General features: G+C 40.5%; 23 protein-coding genes and 1 tRNA gene. 7 read left to right on the forward strand and 17 right to left on the reverse strand.

What is annotated here, in order from left to right:
• Positions 1-16 precede the first annotated feature (16 nt).
• A complete protein-coding gene (locus RR876_RS00915) occupies positions 17-868 on the forward strand; it encodes an SDR family oxidoreductase (RefSeq protein ID WP_332477029.1) in 852 nt (283 codons plus the stop codon).
• 52 nt (positions 869-920) lie between these two features.
• On the opposite strand, the gene RR876_RS00920 is transcribed toward RR876_RS00915, so the two are convergent.
• From RR876_RS00920 to uvrB, 6 genes are all read right to left on the reverse strand, one after another.
• Positions 921-1601, reverse strand: a complete 681-nt coding sequence (locus tag RR876_RS00920) for a hypothetical protein (RefSeq protein WP_332477028.1) — start codon at positions 1599-1601, stop codon at positions 921-923.
• Positions 1602-1609: 8 nt separating this feature from the next.
• Positions 1610-2326 carry an MFS transporter gene (locus tag RR876_RS00925; RefSeq protein WP_332477027.1) on the reverse strand — a complete coding sequence of 239 codons (717 nt, stop codon included), beginning with the start codon at positions 2324-2326 and terminating at the stop codon, positions 1610-1612.
• Between the two features lie 287 nt (positions 2327-2613).
• Entirely contained in the window at positions 2614-4071 is a 1458-nt protein-coding gene (locus RR876_RS00930) for a glyceraldehyde-3-phosphate dehydrogenase (protein ID WP_004980374.1), read from the reverse strand.
• A 323-nt stretch (positions 4072-4394) separates the two neighbouring features.
• Positions 4395-5330 carry an EamA family transporter RarD gene (gene rarD, locus RR876_RS00935; RefSeq protein WP_201703722.1) on the reverse strand — a complete coding sequence of 312 codons (936 nt, stop codon included), beginning with the start codon at positions 5328-5330 and terminating at the stop codon, positions 4395-4397.
• A gap of 149 nt (positions 5331-5479) precedes the next feature.
• The gene (locus RR876_RS00940) at positions 5480-6064 is read right to left on the reverse strand and encodes a lipocalin family protein (protein ID WP_332477026.1); all 585 of its coding nucleotides are present in this window, start codon (positions 6062-6064) and stop codon (positions 5480-5482) included.
• A gap of 103 nt (positions 6065-6167) precedes the next feature.
• A complete protein-coding gene (uvrB, locus tag RR876_RS00945; RefSeq protein ID WP_332477025.1) occupies positions 6168-8189 on the reverse strand; it encodes an excinuclease ABC subunit UvrB in 2022 nt (673 codons plus the stop codon).
• A 175-nt stretch (positions 8190-8364) separates the two neighbouring features.
• Between uvrB and RR876_RS00950 the strand changes: the two genes are divergently transcribed.
• From RR876_RS00950 to RR876_RS00960, 3 genes are all read left to right on the forward strand, one after another.
• Positions 8365-9156: a hypothetical protein gene (locus tag RR876_RS00950; protein WP_332477024.1), complete on the forward strand. Its 792-nt coding sequence runs from the start codon at positions 8365-8367 to the stop codon at positions 9154-9156.
• A gap of 440 nt (positions 9157-9596) precedes the next feature.
• Positions 9597-10130: a hypothetical protein gene (locus RR876_RS00955; RefSeq protein ID WP_332477023.1), complete on the forward strand. Its 534-nt coding sequence runs from the start codon at positions 9597-9599 to the stop codon at positions 10128-10130.
• 207 nt (positions 10131-10337) lie between these two features.
• Positions 10338-11804, forward strand: coding sequence for a sensor domain-containing diguanylate cyclase (locus RR876_RS00960; RefSeq protein ID WP_332477022.1), 1467 nt, complete (start codon positions 10338-10340; stop codon positions 11802-11804).
• Between the two features lie 42 nt (positions 11805-11846).
• Here the strand turns inward: RR876_RS00960 and RR876_RS00965 are convergent, their stop codons facing one another.
• Positions 11847-12026, reverse strand: coding sequence for a hypothetical protein (locus RR876_RS00965; RefSeq protein WP_004693646.1), 180 nt, complete (start codon positions 12024-12026; stop codon positions 11847-11849).
• A gap of 217 nt (positions 12027-12243) precedes the next feature.
• Here RR876_RS00965 and RR876_RS00970 point away from each other — a divergent pair, with 217 nt between their 5' ends.
• A complete protein-coding gene (locus RR876_RS00970) occupies positions 12244-13470 on the forward strand; it encodes a pyridoxal phosphate-dependent aminotransferase (protein WP_332477021.1) in 1227 nt (408 codons plus the stop codon).
• Positions 13471-13572: 102 nt separating this feature from the next.
• Here the strand turns inward: RR876_RS00970 and RR876_RS00975 are convergent, their stop codons facing one another.
• Positions 13573-14442 (reverse strand): DMT family transporter, encoded by an 870-nt coding sequence (locus tag RR876_RS00975; RefSeq protein WP_332477020.1) that lies wholly within the window; start codon positions 14440-14442, stop codon positions 13573-13575.
• A 131-nt stretch (positions 14443-14573) separates the two neighbouring features.
• A complete protein-coding gene (locus tag RR876_RS00980; RefSeq protein ID WP_148826274.1) occupies positions 14574-14993 on the reverse strand; it encodes a GFA family protein in 420 nt (139 codons plus the stop codon).
• Positions 14994-15334: 341 nt separating this feature from the next.
• Here RR876_RS00980 and RR876_RS00985 point away from each other — a divergent pair, with 341 nt between their 5' ends.
• Positions 15335-15769 carry a PaaI family thioesterase gene (locus RR876_RS00985; protein WP_332477019.1) on the forward strand — a complete coding sequence of 145 codons (435 nt, stop codon included), beginning with the start codon at positions 15335-15337 and terminating at the stop codon, positions 15767-15769.
• 69 nt (positions 15770-15838) lie between these two features.
• Here RR876_RS00985 and RR876_RS00990 read toward each other — a convergent pair whose 3' ends face one another.
• On the reverse strand, positions 15839-16297 hold the full coding sequence (locus RR876_RS00990; RefSeq protein ID WP_332477018.1) for a hypothetical protein: 459 nt from the start codon (positions 16295-16297) through the stop codon (positions 15839-15841).
• Positions 16298-16548: 251 nt separating this feature from the next.
• Between RR876_RS00990 and RR876_RS00995 the strand changes: the two genes are divergently transcribed.
• Positions 16549-16624, forward strand: a tRNA-Asn gene (locus tag RR876_RS00995).
• Between the two features lie 461 nt (positions 16625-17085).
• Here the strand turns inward: RR876_RS00995 and RR876_RS01000 are convergent.
• From RR876_RS01000 to RR876_RS01030, 7 genes are read right to left on the reverse strand one after another with little or no spacing between them, the layout of a single operon-like run.
• Positions 17086-17739 carry a tRNA-(ms[2]io[6]A)-hydroxylase gene (locus RR876_RS01000; protein WP_332477017.1) on the reverse strand — a complete coding sequence of 218 codons (654 nt, stop codon included), beginning with the start codon at positions 17737-17739 and terminating at the stop codon, positions 17086-17088.
• A 24-nt stretch (positions 17740-17763) separates the two neighbouring features.
• The gene (gene pdxJ, locus RR876_RS01005) at positions 17764-18489 is read right to left on the reverse strand and encodes a pyridoxine 5'-phosphate synthase (RefSeq protein WP_332477016.1); all 726 of its coding nucleotides are present in this window, start codon (positions 18487-18489) and stop codon (positions 17764-17766) included.
• 13 nt (positions 18490-18502) lie between these two features.
• On the reverse strand, positions 18503-19213 hold the full coding sequence (recO, locus tag RR876_RS01010; protein ID WP_004980401.1) for a DNA repair protein RecO: 711 nt from the start codon (positions 19211-19213) through the stop codon (positions 18503-18505).
• A 10-nt stretch (positions 19214-19223) separates the two neighbouring features.
• A complete protein-coding gene (locus RR876_RS01015) occupies positions 19224-19421 on the reverse strand; it encodes an NF038104 family lipoprotein (protein ID WP_004693662.1) in 198 nt (65 codons plus the stop codon).
• 35 nt (positions 19422-19456) lie between these two features.
• Positions 19457-20485 carry a GTPase Era gene (gene era / locus RR876_RS01020; RefSeq protein WP_004693663.1) on the reverse strand — a complete coding sequence of 343 codons (1029 nt, stop codon included), beginning with the start codon at positions 20483-20485 and terminating at the stop codon, positions 19457-19459.
• Between the two features lie 6 nt (positions 20486-20491).
• Complete coding sequence (gene rnc, locus RR876_RS01025; RefSeq protein WP_332477015.1) at positions 20492-21184, reverse strand: ribonuclease III; 693 nt, start codon at positions 21182-21184, stop codon at positions 20492-20494.
• Positions 21156-21530, reverse strand: coding sequence for a DUF4845 domain-containing protein (locus RR876_RS01030; RefSeq protein WP_332477014.1), 375 nt, complete (start codon positions 21528-21530; stop codon positions 21156-21158). Before RR876_RS01030 ends, rnc begins: the two co-directional genes overlap by 29 nt.
• Positions 21531-21535: the final 5 nt, after the last annotated feature.

The following is a 21535-nucleotide window of genomic DNA, read 5'->3' on the forward strand; positions in this document are numbered from 1 at the left end:
CCAACATAGGTGAATTATGAAAATTGCAATCACAGGCGCAACAGGACAACTTGGCAACCTCGTTATAGAGCAACTTTTGCAGCTGACTACTGCCCAGAATATTGTTGCGCTAGTTCGTAACATCGATAAAGCTGAACATTTCAAAGTCCAAGGTATTGAGCTACGTGAGTTTGATTATGACCGCCCTGAAACATTAATTCCTGCTCTATCAGGAGTAAATAAGTTATTATTGATTTCAGCCAATGAAATTGGTCGCCGTACACCTCAACACCAAGCAGTGATTGATGCTGCGAAAGTAGCCGGCATACCTTATCTTGCTTATACCAGCTTACTTCGTGCAGATACCTCCCCACTCGGCTTAGCCCAAGAACACCGTGAAACCGAAAAACTAATTCAAGACAGTGGAATCACTTATACCTTCTTAAGAAATAACTGGTATAGCGAAAACTACCTTGCAGGTGTTGCTCATACCATTGAAATTGGGACGCTTTTTGGCGCAGCTCAAGACGGTCGAATTAGCTCAGCATCGCGTATAGATTATGCTGAAGCTGCAGCGAAAGTCTTAACCTCAACGGGCCATGAGAATAAAACCTATGAGCTAGCAGGTTCAGAAAGTTTTAGACTCTCAGACCTTGCAACTTTAATTGGCCAAGCGGCAAATAAAGACATTATTTATCAGAACCTAAGTGCAGAAGAATACACGCAAGGCTTAACTCAAGCAGGCCTACCTGCTGGCTTAGTTGATGTAATCGTTGATGCAGATACCCAAAGCATTCAAGGCGCGATGTATAGTGACCGTAAAGACCTAGAACAATTGATTGGACGTAACACCACCAGCATTCAAAATGCAATCAAAGCCGCACTTTAAGCCACTCATTTAATTTTCACATTCAAACACCACCAATGATTGGTGGTGTTTTTTATGGATGAATGTTCTTCACGGGTAGTGTCATATTCATCTCCAAGTTCGCCGTCGTACTTCGCTCTATGTTGTACATGGTCGCATTGAAGCTTGCTATTTTGCGCATAGTTATTGGGTCATTCAAATTTAACTGTGGTGCAAACTGATGCAACACATGCAGTCGTACTTGCTCATCAAACTCAAAATAGACCAAACCATTAAACATAATTTTGATTGGGATCTGATAGTCCTGCTTTAAATGAAATGGCACAGCCAGCTTAATCGGAATATCTAAAGTGAGTGGGAACTTAGGTAATAGTTTATTTTGATAAATTAGGTCTGTAGTTGTCTCCAACGGCATATTTTGATCAATGAGCACCTCGGTTTGATAATCAACAGATACTGAAACGGGTACTTCTACTTCAAACTCTAAATTTGCCAAATATTTCCCTGTCAAAGGCAGGTTGATTTTCTGATCGATTTTCAGTTGCGTATCTAAAGTCCCAACGGATTGGGTTTCTAAATAATTACCCACTTGGATTTTTGTCGGTAAGGAGTCTGATAGTTGAATTTGGGCTTCACTCGCAGACACTTGCATACTGGCTTGAATATTCAGGTACAACCAAAACAGCGCACTCACTAAAATTACAACGCACACAAAACTCAGTATAAGCCGCTTCGCAGACTGGAATATCCACATACTCCCTCCTATGGCTTCACGTGTTCTTGAGGTAGAGGTTTTTCACGCAGTAATTGCAAGCTATTGAGTGGAATTTTCAACTCACCCTGCTTGATTTCAATTGGTAATGTATTTTGCACATCCACCGAAGCTTTCAATGCCGTTTTAATTGGAACGTTTAAATGTCCCTGTATTGGAATATTGGTCTTAACCACTGTATTGACTGGAATATGTAGGTTTTCTTTCAGTACGGTTTTCACAGGTGCATCAAATTTGAGGTGTACTTGCTGTTCAAGTGGCACATCAATATGAATCGGCACATCCAACTGAATGGGAATATTTCCTTTTAAAGGTAAAGTCACATCTCGTCCCATGACTTTCACCTGTACCTTGGTATCTACAGGCATATTCTGATTAATTTTCAAGGTTTCACGCACTGGAATGGTGGTTTTAATCGGAACCTGATTATCAAAATATACCCGTGGAGTCAGCGTTTGGGTCAGGGGAATATTCAGGTTTTCACGAATTGGAATTTCTGCATTGACGCGCCCTGTGACATCTACATCTAAGGCATCATGAATTTTAACCTCAGCTTGTAAAGGTTCTTGCAGATCAATACTGACTTTTTGATTTTCTAAGGGAATATAAATATTAAAGTGTTTAAACGTCCAAATAGCGATAAGTACACCGCATACAGATGCCAACACAATGAATGCCAATCCACTTAGCACATGCTTCACTTGCAAATTCAAATTCCTTTTGTTTTATTTTCTTTTTATCTGACAAATATCATCCTTTTGTCAGCCTAGAAAGTCATTGAGGGCGGTATACCAACCAGACTCTATAATTTTTATCACCCTATTCTACACAGTATTCTAATTATTCTAAGTAAATTACTAGGGATTAAACATTGGCAACTCTTACCACCCAAGCCAATACTTATGTCACCCCAATGCATCTGATCAGCCTCATCCACAACAACAACGCAAAAAAAAGAGCCTCAATTGAGGCTCTTTTTAGTAACTATTACAAATTATGCATTTGTTTCAGCTGGAATTTTTGGATAGCTTACGCCGCCCATTTGCTCTGCAATACGTAAAACTTGGCAGCTATAGCCAACTTCGTTATCGTACCAAACATAAGCAGTTAAACGGTTGCCCGAAGTGATTGTTGCTTGCGCGTCAAATACACCTGCTGTACGTGAACCGATAAAGTCAGATGATACAACTTCAGTCGAGTTGGTATAACCGATCTGACCTTGAAGGCTAGAGCTGATTGAAATTTTACGAATGTATTCGTTCACTTCATCACGATCAACTTCTTTATCTAAAGTTAAGTTCAAAATCGCAAGTGAAACGTTTGGTGTTGGAACACGTACAGAGTTACCTGTCAGTTTACCTTGAAGTGCTGGAAGTGCTTTAGCAACCGCTTTAGCCGCACCTGTTTCAGTAATCACCATGTTCAACGTTGCAGCACGACCACGACGGTCTGCTTTATGGTAGTTGTCGATTAAGTTTTGATCGTTTGTGAACGAGTGAACTGTTTCAACGTGACCATTCAACACTGTGTATTTGTCATGCAAAACTTTAAGTGTTGGTGTAATTGCGTTGGTTGTACAGCTTGCAGCAGAGATAATGGTATCTTCATCAAGAATGTCTGCTTGGTTCACACCAAACACCACGTTCTTCATGTCGCCTTTACCTGGTGCAGTCAAGATCACACGTGCAGCGCCTGGGCACTTAAGGTGTTGCGCAAGACCTTCAGCATCACGCCATTTACCCGTGTTGTCGATCACTAATGCATTACTAATACCATAATCGGTATAATCAACTTCAGTTGGGTTCGACGCATAAATCACTTTGATGAATTGACCGTTTGCAATGATTGCTTCGTTTTCTTCATCAACAGAAATCGTACCAGAGAATGGACCATGGATTGAGTCACGGCGTAATAAAGACGCACGTTTTTCCAAATCACCATCAGATGACTTACGAACCACAATCGCTTTTAGGTTCAAACCACGGCCAAGACCAGACTGACCAATCATTAAACGTGCAAGGATACGGCCGATACGACCAAAACCGTAAAGGACAACGTCACGACCTTCTACTGAAGTCGCACGACCTTCTACAGATTTAACAGCTGCTGCAACAAATGCATCAACATCGCCACCTTGCTCTTTAAACGCAACGGCTAATTTGCCTAGATCAATTTCAGCAGTACCGATATTTTCAATTTTAGCCAACGCTTCAAGAATTGGGAACGTGTGTACAACTGAAAGCTCAACGTCCATCATACGAGTGAAACGGTGCGCTTTTAAAATTTGGATAACTGAACGGTTAACTAAAGAACGTCCAAACACTGAAACCACAATATTTTTTTCACGGTAAAGCTGACCGATCAAAGCGATCATTTGTTCCGCGATTTCTTCACGGTTTTTCCAGCGACCTTGGTGTTCTGCGTGTAGGGCGATGATAGTCTCTTTGCTCACAGATACGTCCTCTAATTAATTTAATCTAAGCGTAAATTTTAAAACCCAACAATTGTAAAGGATTTAGCGCCAAGTTTGAATCGAAAGCTGTAAATGCATGATGTTTTTTGTCGTATATCCATTATTAATTTAAGAAATGATTGCATTTAGTCTTATGATTTTGCAGTATAAAAATTAAAAAAATATTTTTTTAGATAAAAAATAAACAGTTACGCAAATGATGTTTTATCAAACAGTCAACTATTCTTAAAGGGCAATAAACATATAAGAAACTTGCTTATCGCCCAAATTCTAGCGCAATGACAGCTCCGAACATCATCAAATTAGTCTGAATGTTGCTGTTTTTCAAAATGCTCAATATTTCGTTCGAGCTGTTTTTTATTTTGTTGTTGTTTATATAAATGCAACACACCTTCAATAATGAGCAATAAGACTGCGAACCAAATTGGAATATAGGTAAACCACTCACCTGCCTCTATACGCTCTCCCATGGCAACTGATGCTCCCGCCAGTAAAACAGGCTCCAAATAACTCAGCAAACCAAAGATCACAAAAGGTAAATAACGACTCGCAAGTATATAACTTCCGAGTCCCATCGCACTTAAGAAACCCAGTCCAATGACCGCCAAAATCAGATGTGGAAACTGTTGTATCAAAGCCAAGCTATCACTATGCACAAAGCCCAAATAGAAAGCGACAGGTAAAATTAAAAACAGATCCCACCAGAAGCCACCCAAATGATCCGTCTTACAAACACGACGCAGGAAGAAATACAAAGGATAAGCCAAAGCGATATAAACCGTTTCCCATGCCATGCTACCAATACGCCAAATTTCATGTCCTACCCCAAGCACAGCAAGGGCTACCGCAGCCATTTGCCAGCGGGATAGTTTTTCCTTGTAAAGGATGCAACCAACCAACACCATGACCAAAGGCAGTAAAAAATAGCCGAGCGACACCTGTAGGCCGCGACCATTCATGGGCCCCCATAAAAATAGCCACAACTGCGTGGTACATAAAACCGAACTAAACAATAACCAAGCAAACATCCAAGGTTGTTTAAAGATACGCTTAAACAACTCCGAAATGAGTTTTAAATCACCACTCCACCACATGAATGCGGTTAAAAAGGGTAAAGTCGAGAGCATACGCCAAGCAAAAGTTTGTTCACTATCCAAAGGCTTTAAAAAAAAGGTATAAAAATACAAAACCCCAAAAGTGACGGATGCTAAAACCGATAGTGCAACACCTTTATACATCCTTCACTCCACATTGATTTACGCGATTTTTTACCAGGTTCCGATTATAAAGCGTTCGACTGTATAAAGCTTTATTATTCAAGTTTTAAAATACGTATATGAAACTAAAAAAGCCATGCTTCAGCATGGCTTTCAAGGCTTAATAGATTTTATTTTTGCAATTGTTTGGTATGAATCAAATCATTCAAGTCATAACCCACTGACTTTGCATATTCTAAGTATTCATTAATGACCTTTTGGTCTGGTTGTGGCGAACGAGAAAGCACCCACATATATTTACGTCGTGGCTCCCCCACTAAAACCGTTTGATAGTCATCATCAATTTTTAAAATCCAATAATCTCCGCGTGCCACAGGTAACCAACGCACCGCCTCAGGTAAAAAACTCACTTTCAACTTACTATTAAAAGGTGGGTTTTGTACAAATGCTTCACCTATAGACTGCATCAGCTTACCATCTTGAGCATAACAGCGGTTATCTACTATCACATTGCCATTTTCATTCAGGGTATAAGTAGCCGAGACATTACTTCCGCATTTATTTTGGAAGTACATGGGCTTACGTGCAATTTCGTACCAAACACCCAAATAACGGTCTAATTCAACCTTATCCACCACGGCTAAGGGTTTGCTCTGGGCATAAGCCATGGTTGCCATGCCTAACCCGACTAAAACAGCACCACCTACAGCAATTTTGGCAAGCGTAAAACCCGCCTTTGGAAGATTTGCAGACATAAACTGTACCTTTAATATTTCAGAATTTATGATCTAAAAATAAACATCTCTTTAAAAAATAATGCTTTCTGCCCAAATTACTGTAGCGTTATGTAAATGCAACTTAGGTTAGAAGTTGTGCTTTTAAGCGCAAAATTTCATCTCGCAGACGTGCAGCTTGCTCAAACTGTAGCTCTTTAGAAGCTTTTAACATTTCTTTTTCCAGCTTGCTTAAGTGCTTGGCAAGAAGTTTCGGATCGGACAGCAAGTGCTGCTCATCTGCACTGAGCGTTTGGTGTTGGTCTGTGATACCACTTTCAACTTGATCATCTGTCAGCACTTCGCCTGTATCAATATCCTTTTTATTTTGTCTGATGGTGCTGCGCGGAATAATGCCATGCAGCTCATTAAAGGCCATTTGTTTTTCACGACGACGGGCTGTTTCATCGATGGCTTTTTGCATCGAATCGGTAATCCGATCACCATATAAAATCGCTTTGCCTTTTACATTACGTGCTGCACGACCAATGGTTTGAATCAAAGAGCGCTCAGAACGCAAGAAACCCTCTTTGTCCGCATCCAAGATAGCCACTAAAGATACTTCAGGCATGTCCAAGCCTTCACGTAGTAAGTTGATCCCGACGAGAACATCGTAGACACCTGAACGTAAGTCATGAATAATTTTCACCCGTTCAACGGTATCAATATCTGAGTGCAGATAGGCAACTTTGACGCCATATTCTTTTAAGTACGAACTTAAATCTTCTGCCATACGTTTGGTTAAGGTGGTTACCAAAACACGCTCATCTAGATCTTTACGGATATTGATCTCAGACAAGACATCATCAACTTGAGTCAATACCGGACGTACTTCAATTTCGGGGTCAATCAACCCTGTAGGACGAACCACCTGCTCAGCTATTTGCTCGGCTTTTTCAAGCTCGTATTTGGCTGGTGTAGCACTGACATAAATCGTTGCTGGCGTAATCCGTTCCCACTCTTCAAACTGCATTGGGCGGTTATCTAAAGCACTAGGAAGACGGAAACCATAATTCACCAAATTTTCTTTACGCGAACGGTCACCTTTATACATCGCGCCAATTTGCGGCACAGTGACGTGTGACTCATCAATAATCAGTAAGGCGTCGTCAGGAACATAATCAAACAAGGTCGGTGGCGCTTCGCCCGCAGGACGACCGGATAAATGACGTGAATAGTTTTCAATACCGTTGGTGTAGCCCAACTGCTGCATCATTTCCAAATCATATCGAGTGCGTTGTTCAATTCGCTGTGCTTCAAGCAATTTGTCATGTGCACGGAAGAATCCTAAACGATCTTTTAACTCTTCACGAATCGTGCCAATGGCGCGTTCTAAATTATCTTTCGGTGTTACATAGTGACTTTTTGGATAAATGGTTACACGCGGAACTTTACGGACGAGTTTGCCTGTCAGTGGATCGAACCAACGAATCGAATCGACTTCATCATCAAACAACTCAATCCGAATTGCGTGCTGGTCTGATTCAGCAGGAAAAATATCGATAATTTCACCGCGAATACGATAGGTACCGCGTAAAAACTCAAGTTCATTACGGCTATATTGCATTTCCACCAAACGACGAATGATGTCATCACGCGCAATACTGTCGCCCTGTACAATATGTAGCAACATGCTCATGTAAGCATTGGGGTCACCCAAACCATAAATAGCAGAAACTGAAGCAACAATAATCGCATCCCGACGTTCTAAGAGCGAACGCGTCGCGGATAAACGCATTTGGTCAATGTGGTCATTGATCGCTGAATCTTTTTCAATAAATGTGTCTGAAGATGGCACATAGGCTTCAGGTTGGTAATAGTCATAATAACTGACAAAATATTCGACGGCATTGTTCGGAAAGAAAGATTTGAATTCACCATAAAGCTGTGCGGCTAAGGTTTTATTATGTGCCATGACAATGGTCGGACGTTGCGTCCGCGCAATCACGTTGGCCATGGTATAGGTTTTACCTGAACCCGTAACCCCAAGTAACAACTGGTCGTGATAGCCCTTTTCTATTCCAGCAACAAGCTTTTCGATGGCTTGCGGCTGATCACCTGCGGGTTGGTAATTGGTGACTAAATCAAAAGGTTGTTTCTCACTCACAGACATATCCCAAGATTTGCTTCTTCAACCGACTATTTTAACAGATTCAATCCCGAGCAATTCTTGCTTTTAGATTTTTAATGTAATTTACTGAAAATATTACAAAGATTTTTCACTTGACCCCCCCGTATTTCAAGGGCAACATGAAGTGAAGAAGAGCGAAAAATCAGAGCCTATGACTTACCAATATCATGATGAAAGCATCGTCAAAAACCTAGATGAACATACCGTATTTGTGTTTGGTAGCAACATGGCAGGTCAACATGCGGATGGCGCTGCCCGAACTGCACTTGAGCACTTTGGCGCAATCAAAGGCGTCGGACGTGGCTGGTCAGGGCAAAGTTATGCCATTCCCACCATGAACGAACATTTACAACAAATGCCGCTCTCGCAAATTCAACACTATATTGATGACTTTAAAATCTATACCAAAAATCACCCTAAAGTGACTTACTTTCTAACCTCTATCGGCTGCGGTATTGCGGGTTATAAAGTCGAAGAGATTGCCCCGATGTTTAAAGGCATTTCTCATAATGTTATTTTCCCTGCATCTTTTCGTCCATTTGTGGAAAGAACACTGCCACGTCTGAGTAAAAAGTTTTTGCATACTATTTTTAATGATGCCGTGATTTTCAGTACCCAAAATGATGACATGCTGATTCAGCATTTGGCCTTAACCGATAATGAAAAAAGCTTAGCCAAAATTATCCTCAACACGCGCATGTATCCAACCGACAGTAATGGTCGCGATCGTGTGTTTGAAATTGAAGATATTTTACATGCACTATCTGGGAAAATATTTGATTTTGAGACCAACGCTGAGGGGCGCATGCTTTTTGGTGGTGCCATTCTAGCGCTGCTGGAACTTTATAATATCAATGAACAAGACTTCATTGAGGTTTGGCAAGGCACACGAGAAATCGCACCACCGAAACCCGAACATCGTGCGCGGAAAGCCTCACGTTAAGTCCAATCTTTTCAAAAAGCCAATCAATCAGATTGGCTCTTTAGTTACAAATAAAAGGGCTGTTGAACACTTTCCATATGCCCAATTGCCAACTACTACAAAAACAAATGTGACGGTACTGTTTCCGCTTTTCTCTTTTAGACCTGTAAAAGTTCACTTACACTCTGGATCATAATCATACTTTTCAAAAACTTAAATAAATCATGAGAACAAATAGACAGCTCGAATCCTTAAAATCCAAAAGAAACAAGCATGCACTTTTCAGTATGGCTATTGCCGTTGTCATGCTGATTGCATTTTATCAACTGCCGCAGATTCAGGATTTTAATTTTATAAATCTATCCCCAGTCTACTTTGTCTTCATTGTATGCTTATCCTTCCTCAAAAAGACAAAGAACGAATAACCGAAAAAGAGCAACCTCCTCTTAAATATTTTATTCATGATGGCGCCCTTCTTCATCATTAATATTCTTGCACTTTCCAGTCTCAGTAAATTTACTGACTATTCGGCTGTGCGTATCGCAAAACATATACCCAACCCGCAACACATCGAGAGACAAATTCTCTTAAACAGCTACACTGTGGGCTCTGGGCGTAATAAATCACATTATGAAGATGTTGTGTTAAATGAGCCTTCTCAGCAGCAACCACTAAGACTGATCTGTAATTTTATGGATCGCTTTAAGAGCTGCCCACACTTAGAAGACTTTCAACAACAAAAAGTCAGTATCCGTTATTACACAGACAGCCGTCAGTTTATCTACCCAGAAGTTTTGGTGTTATCGGTCACAGCGGACAACACAACCATCAGCAGCCAAGACTTCATGCAGATCTACCAACAACAACGAAAGAATTTTTTGATTTATTTATTCTTCATGGTATTGATTCCAAACCTATTGGTAATCAATTTATTTTGGCACGACCATCAATATCAGCAATCACAAACTTTTCGCTACCAACCTCAAAGCATTTAGCGCTTATCAATATCAGCATATACGCTCTTTAAACTCCAAAACCATTGGAGCTTATGCACTTTCTATGAGCAATAAATATGCATTTTTTGAATAAAGCACCCCATAAACTCACATAAATTTTAAAAATAACTTTTTTTATCACATTATTTTAAAAAGTTTTTTTAGCGCTTATACTGCTTTAAATTCCAACATAAAAACGAGATATAAATGCAATTATTGGACTCTCCTATTTTTGAATTATCTCCCATTGCCATGTGGTTAGAAGACTTTAGCGAAGTACAAAAACAATTCGATCTTTGGCGGAGTGAAGGTGTTGAAGATATTGCGTCTTTTCTGTTGGAAGACAAATCACGTATTTTAAGTTGTGCGCATAAAATTAAAGTCCTGCATGTCAACCCGCAAACCTTAAAACAATTTGAAGCCCAAAGTTTTGAAGACTTAACCACAAACCTTGCGCAAATTTTTAAAGCAGATATGTCAAGCACTCATTTAAATGAGCTGGTCGCACTTTGGAATGGTGAGACCTTATTTGAAAATACTGCTGTAAACTATACGCTTACAGGTCATCGCCTTGACATTCGACTGCGCGGAACAGTACTTCCTGGTCATGAACACGATCTTTCATTGGTTTTGATCACCACGGAAGACATCACGCCTTATGCCAATGCACAACGTTTAGAAGAAAAAAGTCGTTTAATTGCTGAGGCACGTTTTCAATACTCGCCTACTTCGCTTTGGGTTGAGGACTTTAGCCGAGTCAAAGCACGTTTAGATCATTTACGTCGTTTGGGAATCAGTGACTTTAAAACTTTCCTTGATGTCCACAATGACTTTATTAATGAATGCCTCAGAGACATCATGGTTACCGATGTCAACCAAGCCACACTCGATTTGTTTGCTGCACGTGACAAAGACCATTTACTTAAAAATTTGCATAAAGTCTTTCAAAATGAAACCCAACAGACCTTTCGACATCAGTTGCTCGAACTATGGGATAGCAATATTCAACATAACTGCGAAGCGGTCAACTACGCGCTCGATGGAAGTATTCGCCATGTGCTGTTACATTTTGCCGTGTTTCCAGGCTTCGAAGACGATTGGGGTATGGTACAACTGGCACTCACCGATATTACCGCGCGCAAAAAAGCCGAAAATTATCTTGAGTACTTGGGCAAACATGATGTCTTAACCAAACTTTATAACCGCTCTTTCTACAGTACCGAAATCAACCGACTTGAACGCAATAACCTCCGCCCTGTGTCTTGTATTTTCCTAGATATGAATGGCTTAAAAGCCATCAATGACAACCTTGGTCATGATCAAGGTGATAGCTTATTACGCCGTATGGGTAATACCCTGAATCAGTTAATTGAAAACACGCAATACTCAGCTTCAAGGATCGGTGGTGATGAGTTCGTGGTGTTATTACCTGCCGCCGATGAAGCCGCATTGAACCACTGTATTGAAAGTTTGCATGAGCTTTTAATGGTCGATAACCAATTTAACAATCATCAACCTATTAGTGTGTCGGTTGGAACTGCCACCAGCCAGCCAAATGAGCGGGTTGAAGATATGCTTAAACGTGCCGACACTGCGATGTATGAACACAAAAAAACCTACTATGCAGAAAATGATCGACGGGTTACCAATTACAACCCAGCGAATGATCAATAAAAAAGCGCCCTAACCAGGGCGCTTTTTTATTTCAATGGCGAATCAACGTTTACCCATTGAACGACGGGTGCCACGTGGTGGCATCCAAGTACGATCTGCATATTGTTCAGGTTTTGGACGAACCTGATTATGTGCAACATCGTCAGCACTTTGTTCTGCATTTGGCATTGGGAATGGGAGATTCACCAAAGGTTTTTTTGAAGTAGGCTGTTGCTTACTCATGACCATCACTCTCATCAAATTGCGCTTATTTTAAAGTTTTTTTCATAAAGATGCGAGAAACTTCCTAATTCTGTACATTTTTGAAATCATTAATTCAAAATTGAATTTTTTTTATGTTTTTTGCAGAAAATCTGTGTTTTTAAACGCCTTGCTTGAGTTTTTTAAGCTAAGATAGTGTGCTTTTTATTTTTTAAACCCTATAAGAAGGAATACTGCCGTGGACGTACGTCTCTCTGATCGTGTGAATGCCATCAAACCGTCCCCAACTCTTGCTGTTACCAACAAAGCTGCTGAATTAAAAGCGGCTGGCAAGAACGTTATTGGCTTGGGCGCAGGTGAACCTGACTTCGACACCCCACAACACATCAAAGATGCAGCAATTGCAGCGATTAACAACGGTTTCACAAAGTACACCGCTGTAGATGGTACGCCTGGCCTTAAAAAAGCGATTATTGCAAAATTCAAGCGTGACAATAACCTTGATTATGCTGCAAACCAAATTTTGGTTTCTTGTGGCGGCAAGCAGTCATTCTTTAACTTAGCATTAGCTTTGTTAAACAAAGGTGATGAAGTGATCATCCCTGCACCATTTTGGGTAAGCTACCCAGATATGGTGATTATCGCTGAAGGTGTTCCTGTTATTGTAAAATGTGGTGAAGAACAGCGTTTCAAAATCACACCTGCTCAACTTGAAGCAGCGATCACAGACAAAACGCGTTTAGTGGTTTTAAACAGTCCATCAAACCCAACAGGTATGATCTACACTAAAGCTGAATTAGAAGCTTTGGCTGATGTTCTTCGTAAATACCCAGAAGTTTATATCGCTTCTGACGATATGTACGAACCAATCCGTTGGGATGACGAATTCTACAATATCGCAACAGTTGCACCAGACCTTTATGACCGCACAATAGTGTTAAACGGTGTGTCTAAAGCGTATGCAATGACTGGCTGGCGTATTGGCTATGCAGCGGGCCCTGCTAAGCTTATTGGCGCAATGAAAAAAATCCAATCGCAATCAACTTCAAACCCAACGTCTATTTCACAAGTTGCTGCTGAAGCTGCATTGAATGGTCCTCAAGAAGTTCTTGAACCAATGATTGAAGCATTCAAACGTCGTCATGACTTAGTGGTTAAAGGCTTAAACGACATCAACGGTATTTCTTGCCTACCTGCTGATGGTGCGTTCTATGCTTACGCTAATATCAAACCGTTAATTCGTGCGAAAGGCTTAAAATCTTGCACAGAATTCTCTGAATGGTTATTGGAAGAAACTGGCGTAGCCGTAGTTCCTGGTGATGCATTCGGCTTAGGCGGTTTCATGCGTATTTCTTATGCAACTGCTGATGAAGTACTTGTAGATGCGCTTGCACGTATCAAGAAAGCAGCTGATTCAATCGAAGGCGTAGACGCTGCGATTGCTTCAATTGCTGCTGAAAAATAATTTAACCTTTTAAAGTTAGATTAAAAAAACCCGCGAAGCTCGCGGGTTTTTTTATTTTAAACAAAATCTAAAAAATTTGCTCTTAAGCCCGTTTAAATAATTTTAGAAACGTCTAGTACCAGCAGAATCTATGGTATCTACGTCTTTATTGCTAGATGACGCCGAAATCACCAAGGCAATGCCTGCCAGAATAATCGTCGCAGAAATAATGATTCGGAAGCTCAATGCTTCCCCAATAAACAATGCCCCACCCAGAATCGCCAAACATGGCACGGACAATTGCACGCTACTGGCCGTGACCCGATCAATTTTCTTCACTATTGCATACCAAAGTACATATGCCCCACTCGATGCCAAACCACCAGATAAGAGCGCCAACAGCATACCTTTTGACTGGATAAAACTCTGTCTGTAAAAAAATAAATAGACCAAGACAACAAAAGGAATCGCCACTACAAAATTTGCCAAGCTACTGGCCAGTGGGTTATGCATCTTTTTACCTGCAATGCTATACATTGCCCAACCTATGCCTGAAAGCACCATCAATGCAGCATAACCCAAAGGAGGTGCCGAAGCCCCTGGCAGTAATAAAATCAAAAGACCTAAAATAGCAATCGACAGCCCCAACCCGCGTCGCAAATTGATTTTTTCACCATGACACAGGCCATAACTGACCATACTTAACTGCACTGTCCCAAACAGTAGTAATGCACCTACACCCGCATCGATATGCAAATAGGCCAGTGAAAAAGCCACAATATATAAGGCAAGAAAAAATCCGTTTTTTATACTCCACTCTATTTTGGCCTTATGAGTAGAGAGCATATACAGTAGAAATAACACCATTGCACCGCTACAGACCCGAAGCAAGCTAAAACTCATCGGATCAATCTGCTGCTCAGCCAACGCTAAACGACATAGCACCGAATTGGCTGCAAAGGCCAACATTGCAATGGAAATTTTAAGCAGCATGTTTGAGCGTCCTTATTCAACAGCCTGCTTTAGATATATCGAATATATCTTATTAAATCTAGAGAGTTTTTCTCATGAAATTTATCAGAAATATCAATGTGTAACTCAGATGATTCAACCTGAATACCTTATTATTTAGCATCATCTGGTGAAAATAAAGCAATCACATCCGCTTCTGTGAGCTGCTCTGTAGAATACTTAAATTGGTAAAAATCAGGCTTATTATCAATATAAATTTCTGTTGTAAGCTTTAAATCTTTTGGCTGTTCTTCCATCGCAAATACATTGATATTGCAATAGCTGCCGTCCTGAGTTCGCCAAAAAAGTGACGTGCCACATTCGCTACAAAAACCACGCTCCCCCCAATCCGACGACTTGAATAATTTTAAATATTCTTGATTGTCAAACTTTAAACTACTGGGTTCGACATCAATACTCATGAGTACCCCGCTCGACTGCTGGCGACACATAGAACAATGACAAGCATGCACATCATGATTTTTGAGTGCGGCTTGGAACTTAGTTTTACCGCATAAACAGGACACGTTCATTGTGAGTTCCTTCTTCATGTGAAGACTGTATAAAATTACTAAAACCTTGTTTATCTTATATATAAATAAAAAACAAAAGAGTGTATAAATTTTGTGCACCACATTAAAACAATGATCACGTCTAGGCTGCTCCGTTCTATCAACACTCAAATTATCAAAATGAATAATCCTAAATCTTTTTCCTACAATATGTTCACAGCATGAGCTCAGTCCGTGATTACGATTTCGTTGATTTTGTACTGATCAATCCAAAGCTGAATATTGACGAAAAGACTGAATTTTGTTTAATTGGACAGCAAGTTCCAAAAAGGAACTAACAGCTAAATATAGGAATGAACAAGATGAATCCCAAAGAAATGACAGGACTACAACTCTTAGAAGCCATGTGTATAGGAAAAATTCCACCTGCAAGTATCAGTGAAACCATTCCCATGCAGCCTTTTGAAGTTTATGAAGGAAAAATTAGCTTTAAAGCAAAAGCAGATCATCGCCATTTAAACCCGCTTGGTGGCGTGCATGGTGGCTTTGCAGCAACAGTACTCGACTCAGTGACGGGTTGTGCCGTACATACTATGCTTGAAGCTGGTGTTGGCTATGGCACCATTGATCTGAATATTAAAATGTGCCGACCGATTCCAAAAGACAAAGAACTACTCGCCGTCGGTAGCGTGATCAACATCAGTAAAAATTTAGGTATTTCTGAAGGTAAAATTGTAGATGAAGACGGTAAACTCTACGCCCATGCCACAGCCACCTGTATGATTATTCGTCCCTAAAAACGAAAGGCACTGATAATATTCAGTGCCTTTTTCACACCAAAGTAAACTTTACTTCAGCATGACAGATCAAATTGCGGTTTTAAACGTCTTCAGCGTCTGCAATTTTGAGGCATCAGGACGCTCAACTCCTTTATAAATACAATAGTATTTAAACGCGCTGTCTAAACTTACGTCTAAACTTTTACCTTCAGCAGCAGACCAGACTTTTGAACGATTATTGCCTGATAAAGCACTGCCTGACAACTGATACAAATACAGATCATGCTCTCGCTTCACAGTCTTTTTAAGAGGACTCGTTGACTGTTCAGAAAGGAGCTGACAAGGACTGTTGACCAGCCAACGCTCACTAAACCAAAGTTGTAATAAATCACCCAAATACAAGTCTGTACAACCAACTGGCCAAATATCAATATAGGCTGACTCTACAGGGGTATAGTATTGTTCTGGGTTTGAAATAATAGAGAGATACTGATCTTGATAATGAGATAGGTTTGCAAAAATATCGGAAATGGTAAGCGTATTCATTCGCTTTCTCCTGTTTAGCCATTTTAGTGCTGGCAAGTTGGTTATAAATCCACACTGTTTAAGCTTTCACTTAAACGCTCTGTTGTTAAAATCAGACTATCAACGACTTTTCAATATTGCAAGCACTTCAATACGTTTTTTTTTGAAAATGATTTTTTTGTTCAAATAAAAAGCATCCAATATAAAAATGACAGCAACATGACATTTTAGACTTGACCCACTATGAAATGTCCTTATAATCGCATGCAGATTCTCCAATAGCTCAGTCGGTAGAGCGACGGACTGTTAATCCGCAGGTCCCTGGTTCGAGCCCAGGTTGGAGAGCCAAATTCAAGAAAGCCCACACTATGAGTCGTGGGCTTTCTTCTTTTCTACGTCTTAAAAGTTTCGCTGCTTAAGATGCGAATCTTCCAGCTAAGCTCAACAGAAAGCCAGAACTAGACCACTCTCGAAAAAATAAATTACCTTAAAAATACCCAAACGTGATTCACAAGAAAAATCATGAGCACATTCAAAACACATATGGATGTTCGTTCAGATCACGTCCCGATCACAGCAATTGAAATAAAAAATGGGAGGGGCAAATTATCGGTGAACAATTCAATCAACAGCAACTCGGGATTGCTGCAATTCACGATGAAGATTGAAAAAAATTCAAGCCCTCAATCCATCATTCTTTAATTAAAAAGCCCAATCGATAAAATTGGGCTTTTTAATGAGTCAGGGCTATCTACACTGAGAATCTGCAACGTCGAACAGCGTAAAGACTGTACCGTTCGTACACCGCCCTAAGCCGCTTCCGCAGGCACACCACTATGGAAACGGAACACATCATCAGGTGTACTAATTAGTTCTTTTTCGACGTTACGGATATGTTCAATACGGGCTTGAATATCTTCTTTCGGATTCTTCAATTTACCCGTTTGTGCAACCTCTAAAGCCAGAGCCAAATAATCTTCAAAATGGCGTGATTCAGACTTCAGCAGGTAGCGATAGTAACGACCTAATTCATCATCCACCAAAGGTGCTAACGCGTAGAAACGCTCACATGAACGTGCTTCGACAAAGGCACCAATGATTAAAATATCAATTAAAGCCTCAGGCTCATAAGTCCGCACTTCTTTACGTAAACCACCCGCATAACGCCCAGCACTCAGATTGCTCCACTCTAGCCCGCGCTTTTTCATAAATTCAAGCACTTGCTCATAATGCAGCATTTCTTCACGAACCAGTTGTGCAAGCTTGACTTGCAAATCGGTAAAAAAACTATAGCGAAACATCAGGTTCATCGCTGTACCTGCAGCTTTCTTCTCACAATTCGCATGGTCTTGCATCAGCACATCAAGATTATTCAGTGCTTCAAGTAACCAAGCTTTTGGTGTTTCACAACCCAAGAAATCCATGACGGGCTTCATGAGTTCATCATAATTGATATTCGACATATTCAAATCTTAAAAACTTTAAAATTAACGTGCAGCTTTAATCACTGCTTTCATTTCGCGTACAGCTTGTTCCAAGCCCACAAAAATAGCATCGGCAATTAGCGAATGTCCGATGTTTAATTCATGAATCTGTGGAATCTGCGCAATTGGCGTTACATTTTCAAGGTTGAGTCCATGCCCAGCATTCACCACTAAACCTTTCGACGCTGCATATTCGGCACCTTGGACAATGCGTTCAAGCTCATGTTGCTGCGCTTCAGGAGTTTCTGCATCAGCATAAGCCCCTGTATGAATTTCAATGGTTGGTGCACCACAAGCAACTGCTGCATCAATTTGTGCAAAGTCAGCATCAATAAACAAGGACACATCACAGCCAATCTCAGACAAGGCTTGAGTTGCCGCTTTGACATCGTCAAAATGTCCAATCACATCCAAACCACCTTCAGTCGTCACTTCTTGGCGCTTTTCAGGAACAAAACACACATGATGCGGTTTAATTTCTTTGGCAAATGCAATCATTTCATCTGTAACTGCAAGTTCTAAATTCATACGTGTTTTAAGCGCTGGACGCATACGACGTACATCATCGTCCTGAATATGACGACGGTCTTCACGTAAATGCAAGGTAATCCCTTCCGCCCCTGCTTGCTCACAGATCAGTGCTGCATTGACTGGATCAGGATAAGACGTTCCACGCGCTTGTCGTAAAGTTGCCACGTGGTCAATATTTACACCAAGTAATGCAGCCATATTCATTTCCTAATTACGATTGAGTTTGAGTGTTCTGAATCCACAACTGACGACTTTTTAAGGGGCGATCGCCCAACAATGAACTGATCATTTGTCGATACAACTTGGTCAGTAATTGTAACTGTTCCAAACCAAAATCCCTACCCTTTTCATATTGGCACATGCTTAAAATTTGCTGTCCGTTTAAGGTCGCTCGCGAGGCTTGTGCAGTAGGAATAAAGCCTTCATTCAGCTGGAATATATAGTTGAGTGATGCCTGAATTTCAAGTTGATTGGCATCAGTTGAAAAATCTAAGGCATAGCCCAAATCTTCCAGCAGTTCGTGCTCAAACTGTCTTAGAATTTGTTTTAAAAATTGATTAGGATCTGCTTGCTGTGCAAGTTGTTGTAATTGCGTTAGCGTATGCGCATATTGAGCAAAACTTTGCTCCATTTGTACTTCGAGTGGACATAGTCTGAGTAGAATCTCATTGAGATAGAAACCTGAAAAAAAGGCATCTCCAAAGAAAAAAATCGGCTGATTGACAATTTCAAGTTTTGTAAAATTTTTGAGTTCAGATTTACCCGAAGCTTGTAAACAGATCGGCTGATATTGTGGCGGCGGAGTTTGTCTTAAAATACCATCAACTCGCCCATGCTCTTGGGTAAATAAATGCACAATATGGCTACGTTCACGGTATTTTCTATGGTGAATTAAATAACCATGCAGTACTTCATTGCGCATGAGGAGTTAACTAATCTTTTTTATCTTTATCATTCTGTTCGCTGTCTTCATCATCCCCATCTGGGATAACAGCACCAACCACCGCTGCGGTTCCTTTCACCACACCTTTTGTGGTTTTATACGCAATCTTTACAGGTACGGTGACGATCTTGTGTATACAACCTTGCAAAAACAACATACAAGCCATTACTGCGAACACTTTGACCATAACACCATCCCTATAAAAATTTGTTTTCTTAAAACTTAGATATCGCTATAACCTAAGCTTTTCAATGCACGTTCATCATCAGACCAGCCGCCTTTCACTTTAACCCAAAGTGTCAGCATGATCTTTTGTTCAAACATTTTTTCCATATCGATACGAGCATCCATACCGATTTTCTTAAGCTTAGCGCCTTTTTCACCAATCACAATCGCTTTTTGGCCTGGACGGTCTACAAAAATCGTTGCATCAATATACGTACATGCTGGTTTTGGACGACCTGTTTTTTCATTTACCGTTGCTTCTTCAGTCTTAAACGACTCAATTTGCACAGTTAAATCATAAGGTAGTTCTTCGCCCAACTGACGCATGATTTTTTCACGGATAATTTCTGATGCCAAGAAACGTTCCGAACGATCTGTCAGTTGATCCAATGAATACATCGGTGGCTGGAAAGGTAAATATTTTTCAATGGTATCGCGCAGATGGTCTAAGTTTGCACCACGTAGTGCAGAAACAGGAACAATCTCAGCAAAATTCATTAATTTTGCACGTTCTTGAATCAAGGGTAATGCATGGTTTTTATTTTCAAGTGTATCAATTTTATTGATCACAAGAATCACCGGCATCTCAGCATTTTTGAGTTTTTCCAAAACGAGCTCATCGTTTTGAGTCCACTTGTCTGCATCTAGAACAAACAATACCAAGTTAACATCACGCAATGCAGAAGATGCAGCACGGTTCATCATTTTGTTGATGGCGCGTACTTCTTTTTTATGCATCCCTGGTGTATCAACAAATACCGCTTGAGATTTTGCACGTGAATCAATTCCCACAATTTTATGACGGGTGGTTTGTGGTTTACGTGAAGTAATCGATAATTTTTGACCCAACAAATGGTTCATCAACGTAGACTTGCCTACGTTTGGACGACCCACAATTGCCACAAAGCCACTACGAAAATCCGTTGGGATTTCTGTGCCTTGTTCGCTAAAAAATTGGCTAATTAAATCATTACTGTCGCTTTGCGACTCGTGATCAGCATCGATGTGATCGGAAGAATTTGACATGGCAGATTACTGCTCCAAAAGTTTTAAAATATCCGCCGCCGCAGCTTGTTCAGCAAAACGGCGACTGGTGCCCTCACCATTTACAACAGACAATCCATCAACTTTACATTCCACTTTGAAATGCTGATTGGGTGCATCACCTTGAATATCGACCACATCATAAACTGGGAGAGCTTTTTTTCGTGCCTGAAGATATTCTTGTAAACGAGATTTAGGATCTTTAAGTTGGTCGGTTGGCTCGATATGATCCAAATATGGCCCGTACCATTTTAACACAATCGGCTCCAACACCGTTAAATCACTACAATCCACATAGATTGCACCAATAATCGATTCAACCGTATCCGCGAGGATGGACTCACGATGATGTCCACCTGATTTTAACTCGCCTGTACTTAAAATGAGTGACTGGCTCAGTTTTAAATCATTTGCAATTTTACCTAAAGCTTCCTGACGAACCAAGGTTGCACGCATACGCGTCAAGCGACCTTCGTTTTCAGTTGGATAAGCTTTATAGAGATAATGTGCAATAATCATCCCTAACAAAGAATCGCCTAGAAACTCTAGGCGCTCATAGTTGTATTTGTGGCTCACCGATCGGTGGGTCAGTGCAAGCTGAAGTAATTCAGGTTGTTTAAACTGATAACCGATACGGCTCGCTAAGCGGGCTTCACTTAGCTTGGACTGAGCTTTGATCAAAACTTTTCTCGAACTTTAATACTAAATCTATATTCAGCAAGAATGGTTTTCTTACCTCATACTCCTTTTTCACCTGTAACCCTTCGGTATTGGTGACTTGCATAATTTCTTTAATCTTCACATCGCGAATACTATTCATTTCCAGACGTTTTGAAAGTTGCTTTTCAAACTCCGCGGGCTGAATATTTTTCGGGCTACTTTGAATTACTTCCTCAATTTGGCTATTGATCATCCGATCATCAAAATAGGGGGCCCAAACTGCAATTGCCACTTTCGCCATAAATGCAAACCCCATGATTGCAATTAAAATGGCGATATAAGATGCCCCTTGTTGATTCTTGCGCATTTTTT

The sequence above is a fragment of the Acinetobacter sp. genome, assembly GCF_036666595.1.
Taxonomy (GTDB): Bacteria; Pseudomonadota; Gammaproteobacteria; order Pseudomonadales; family Moraxellaceae; genus Acinetobacter.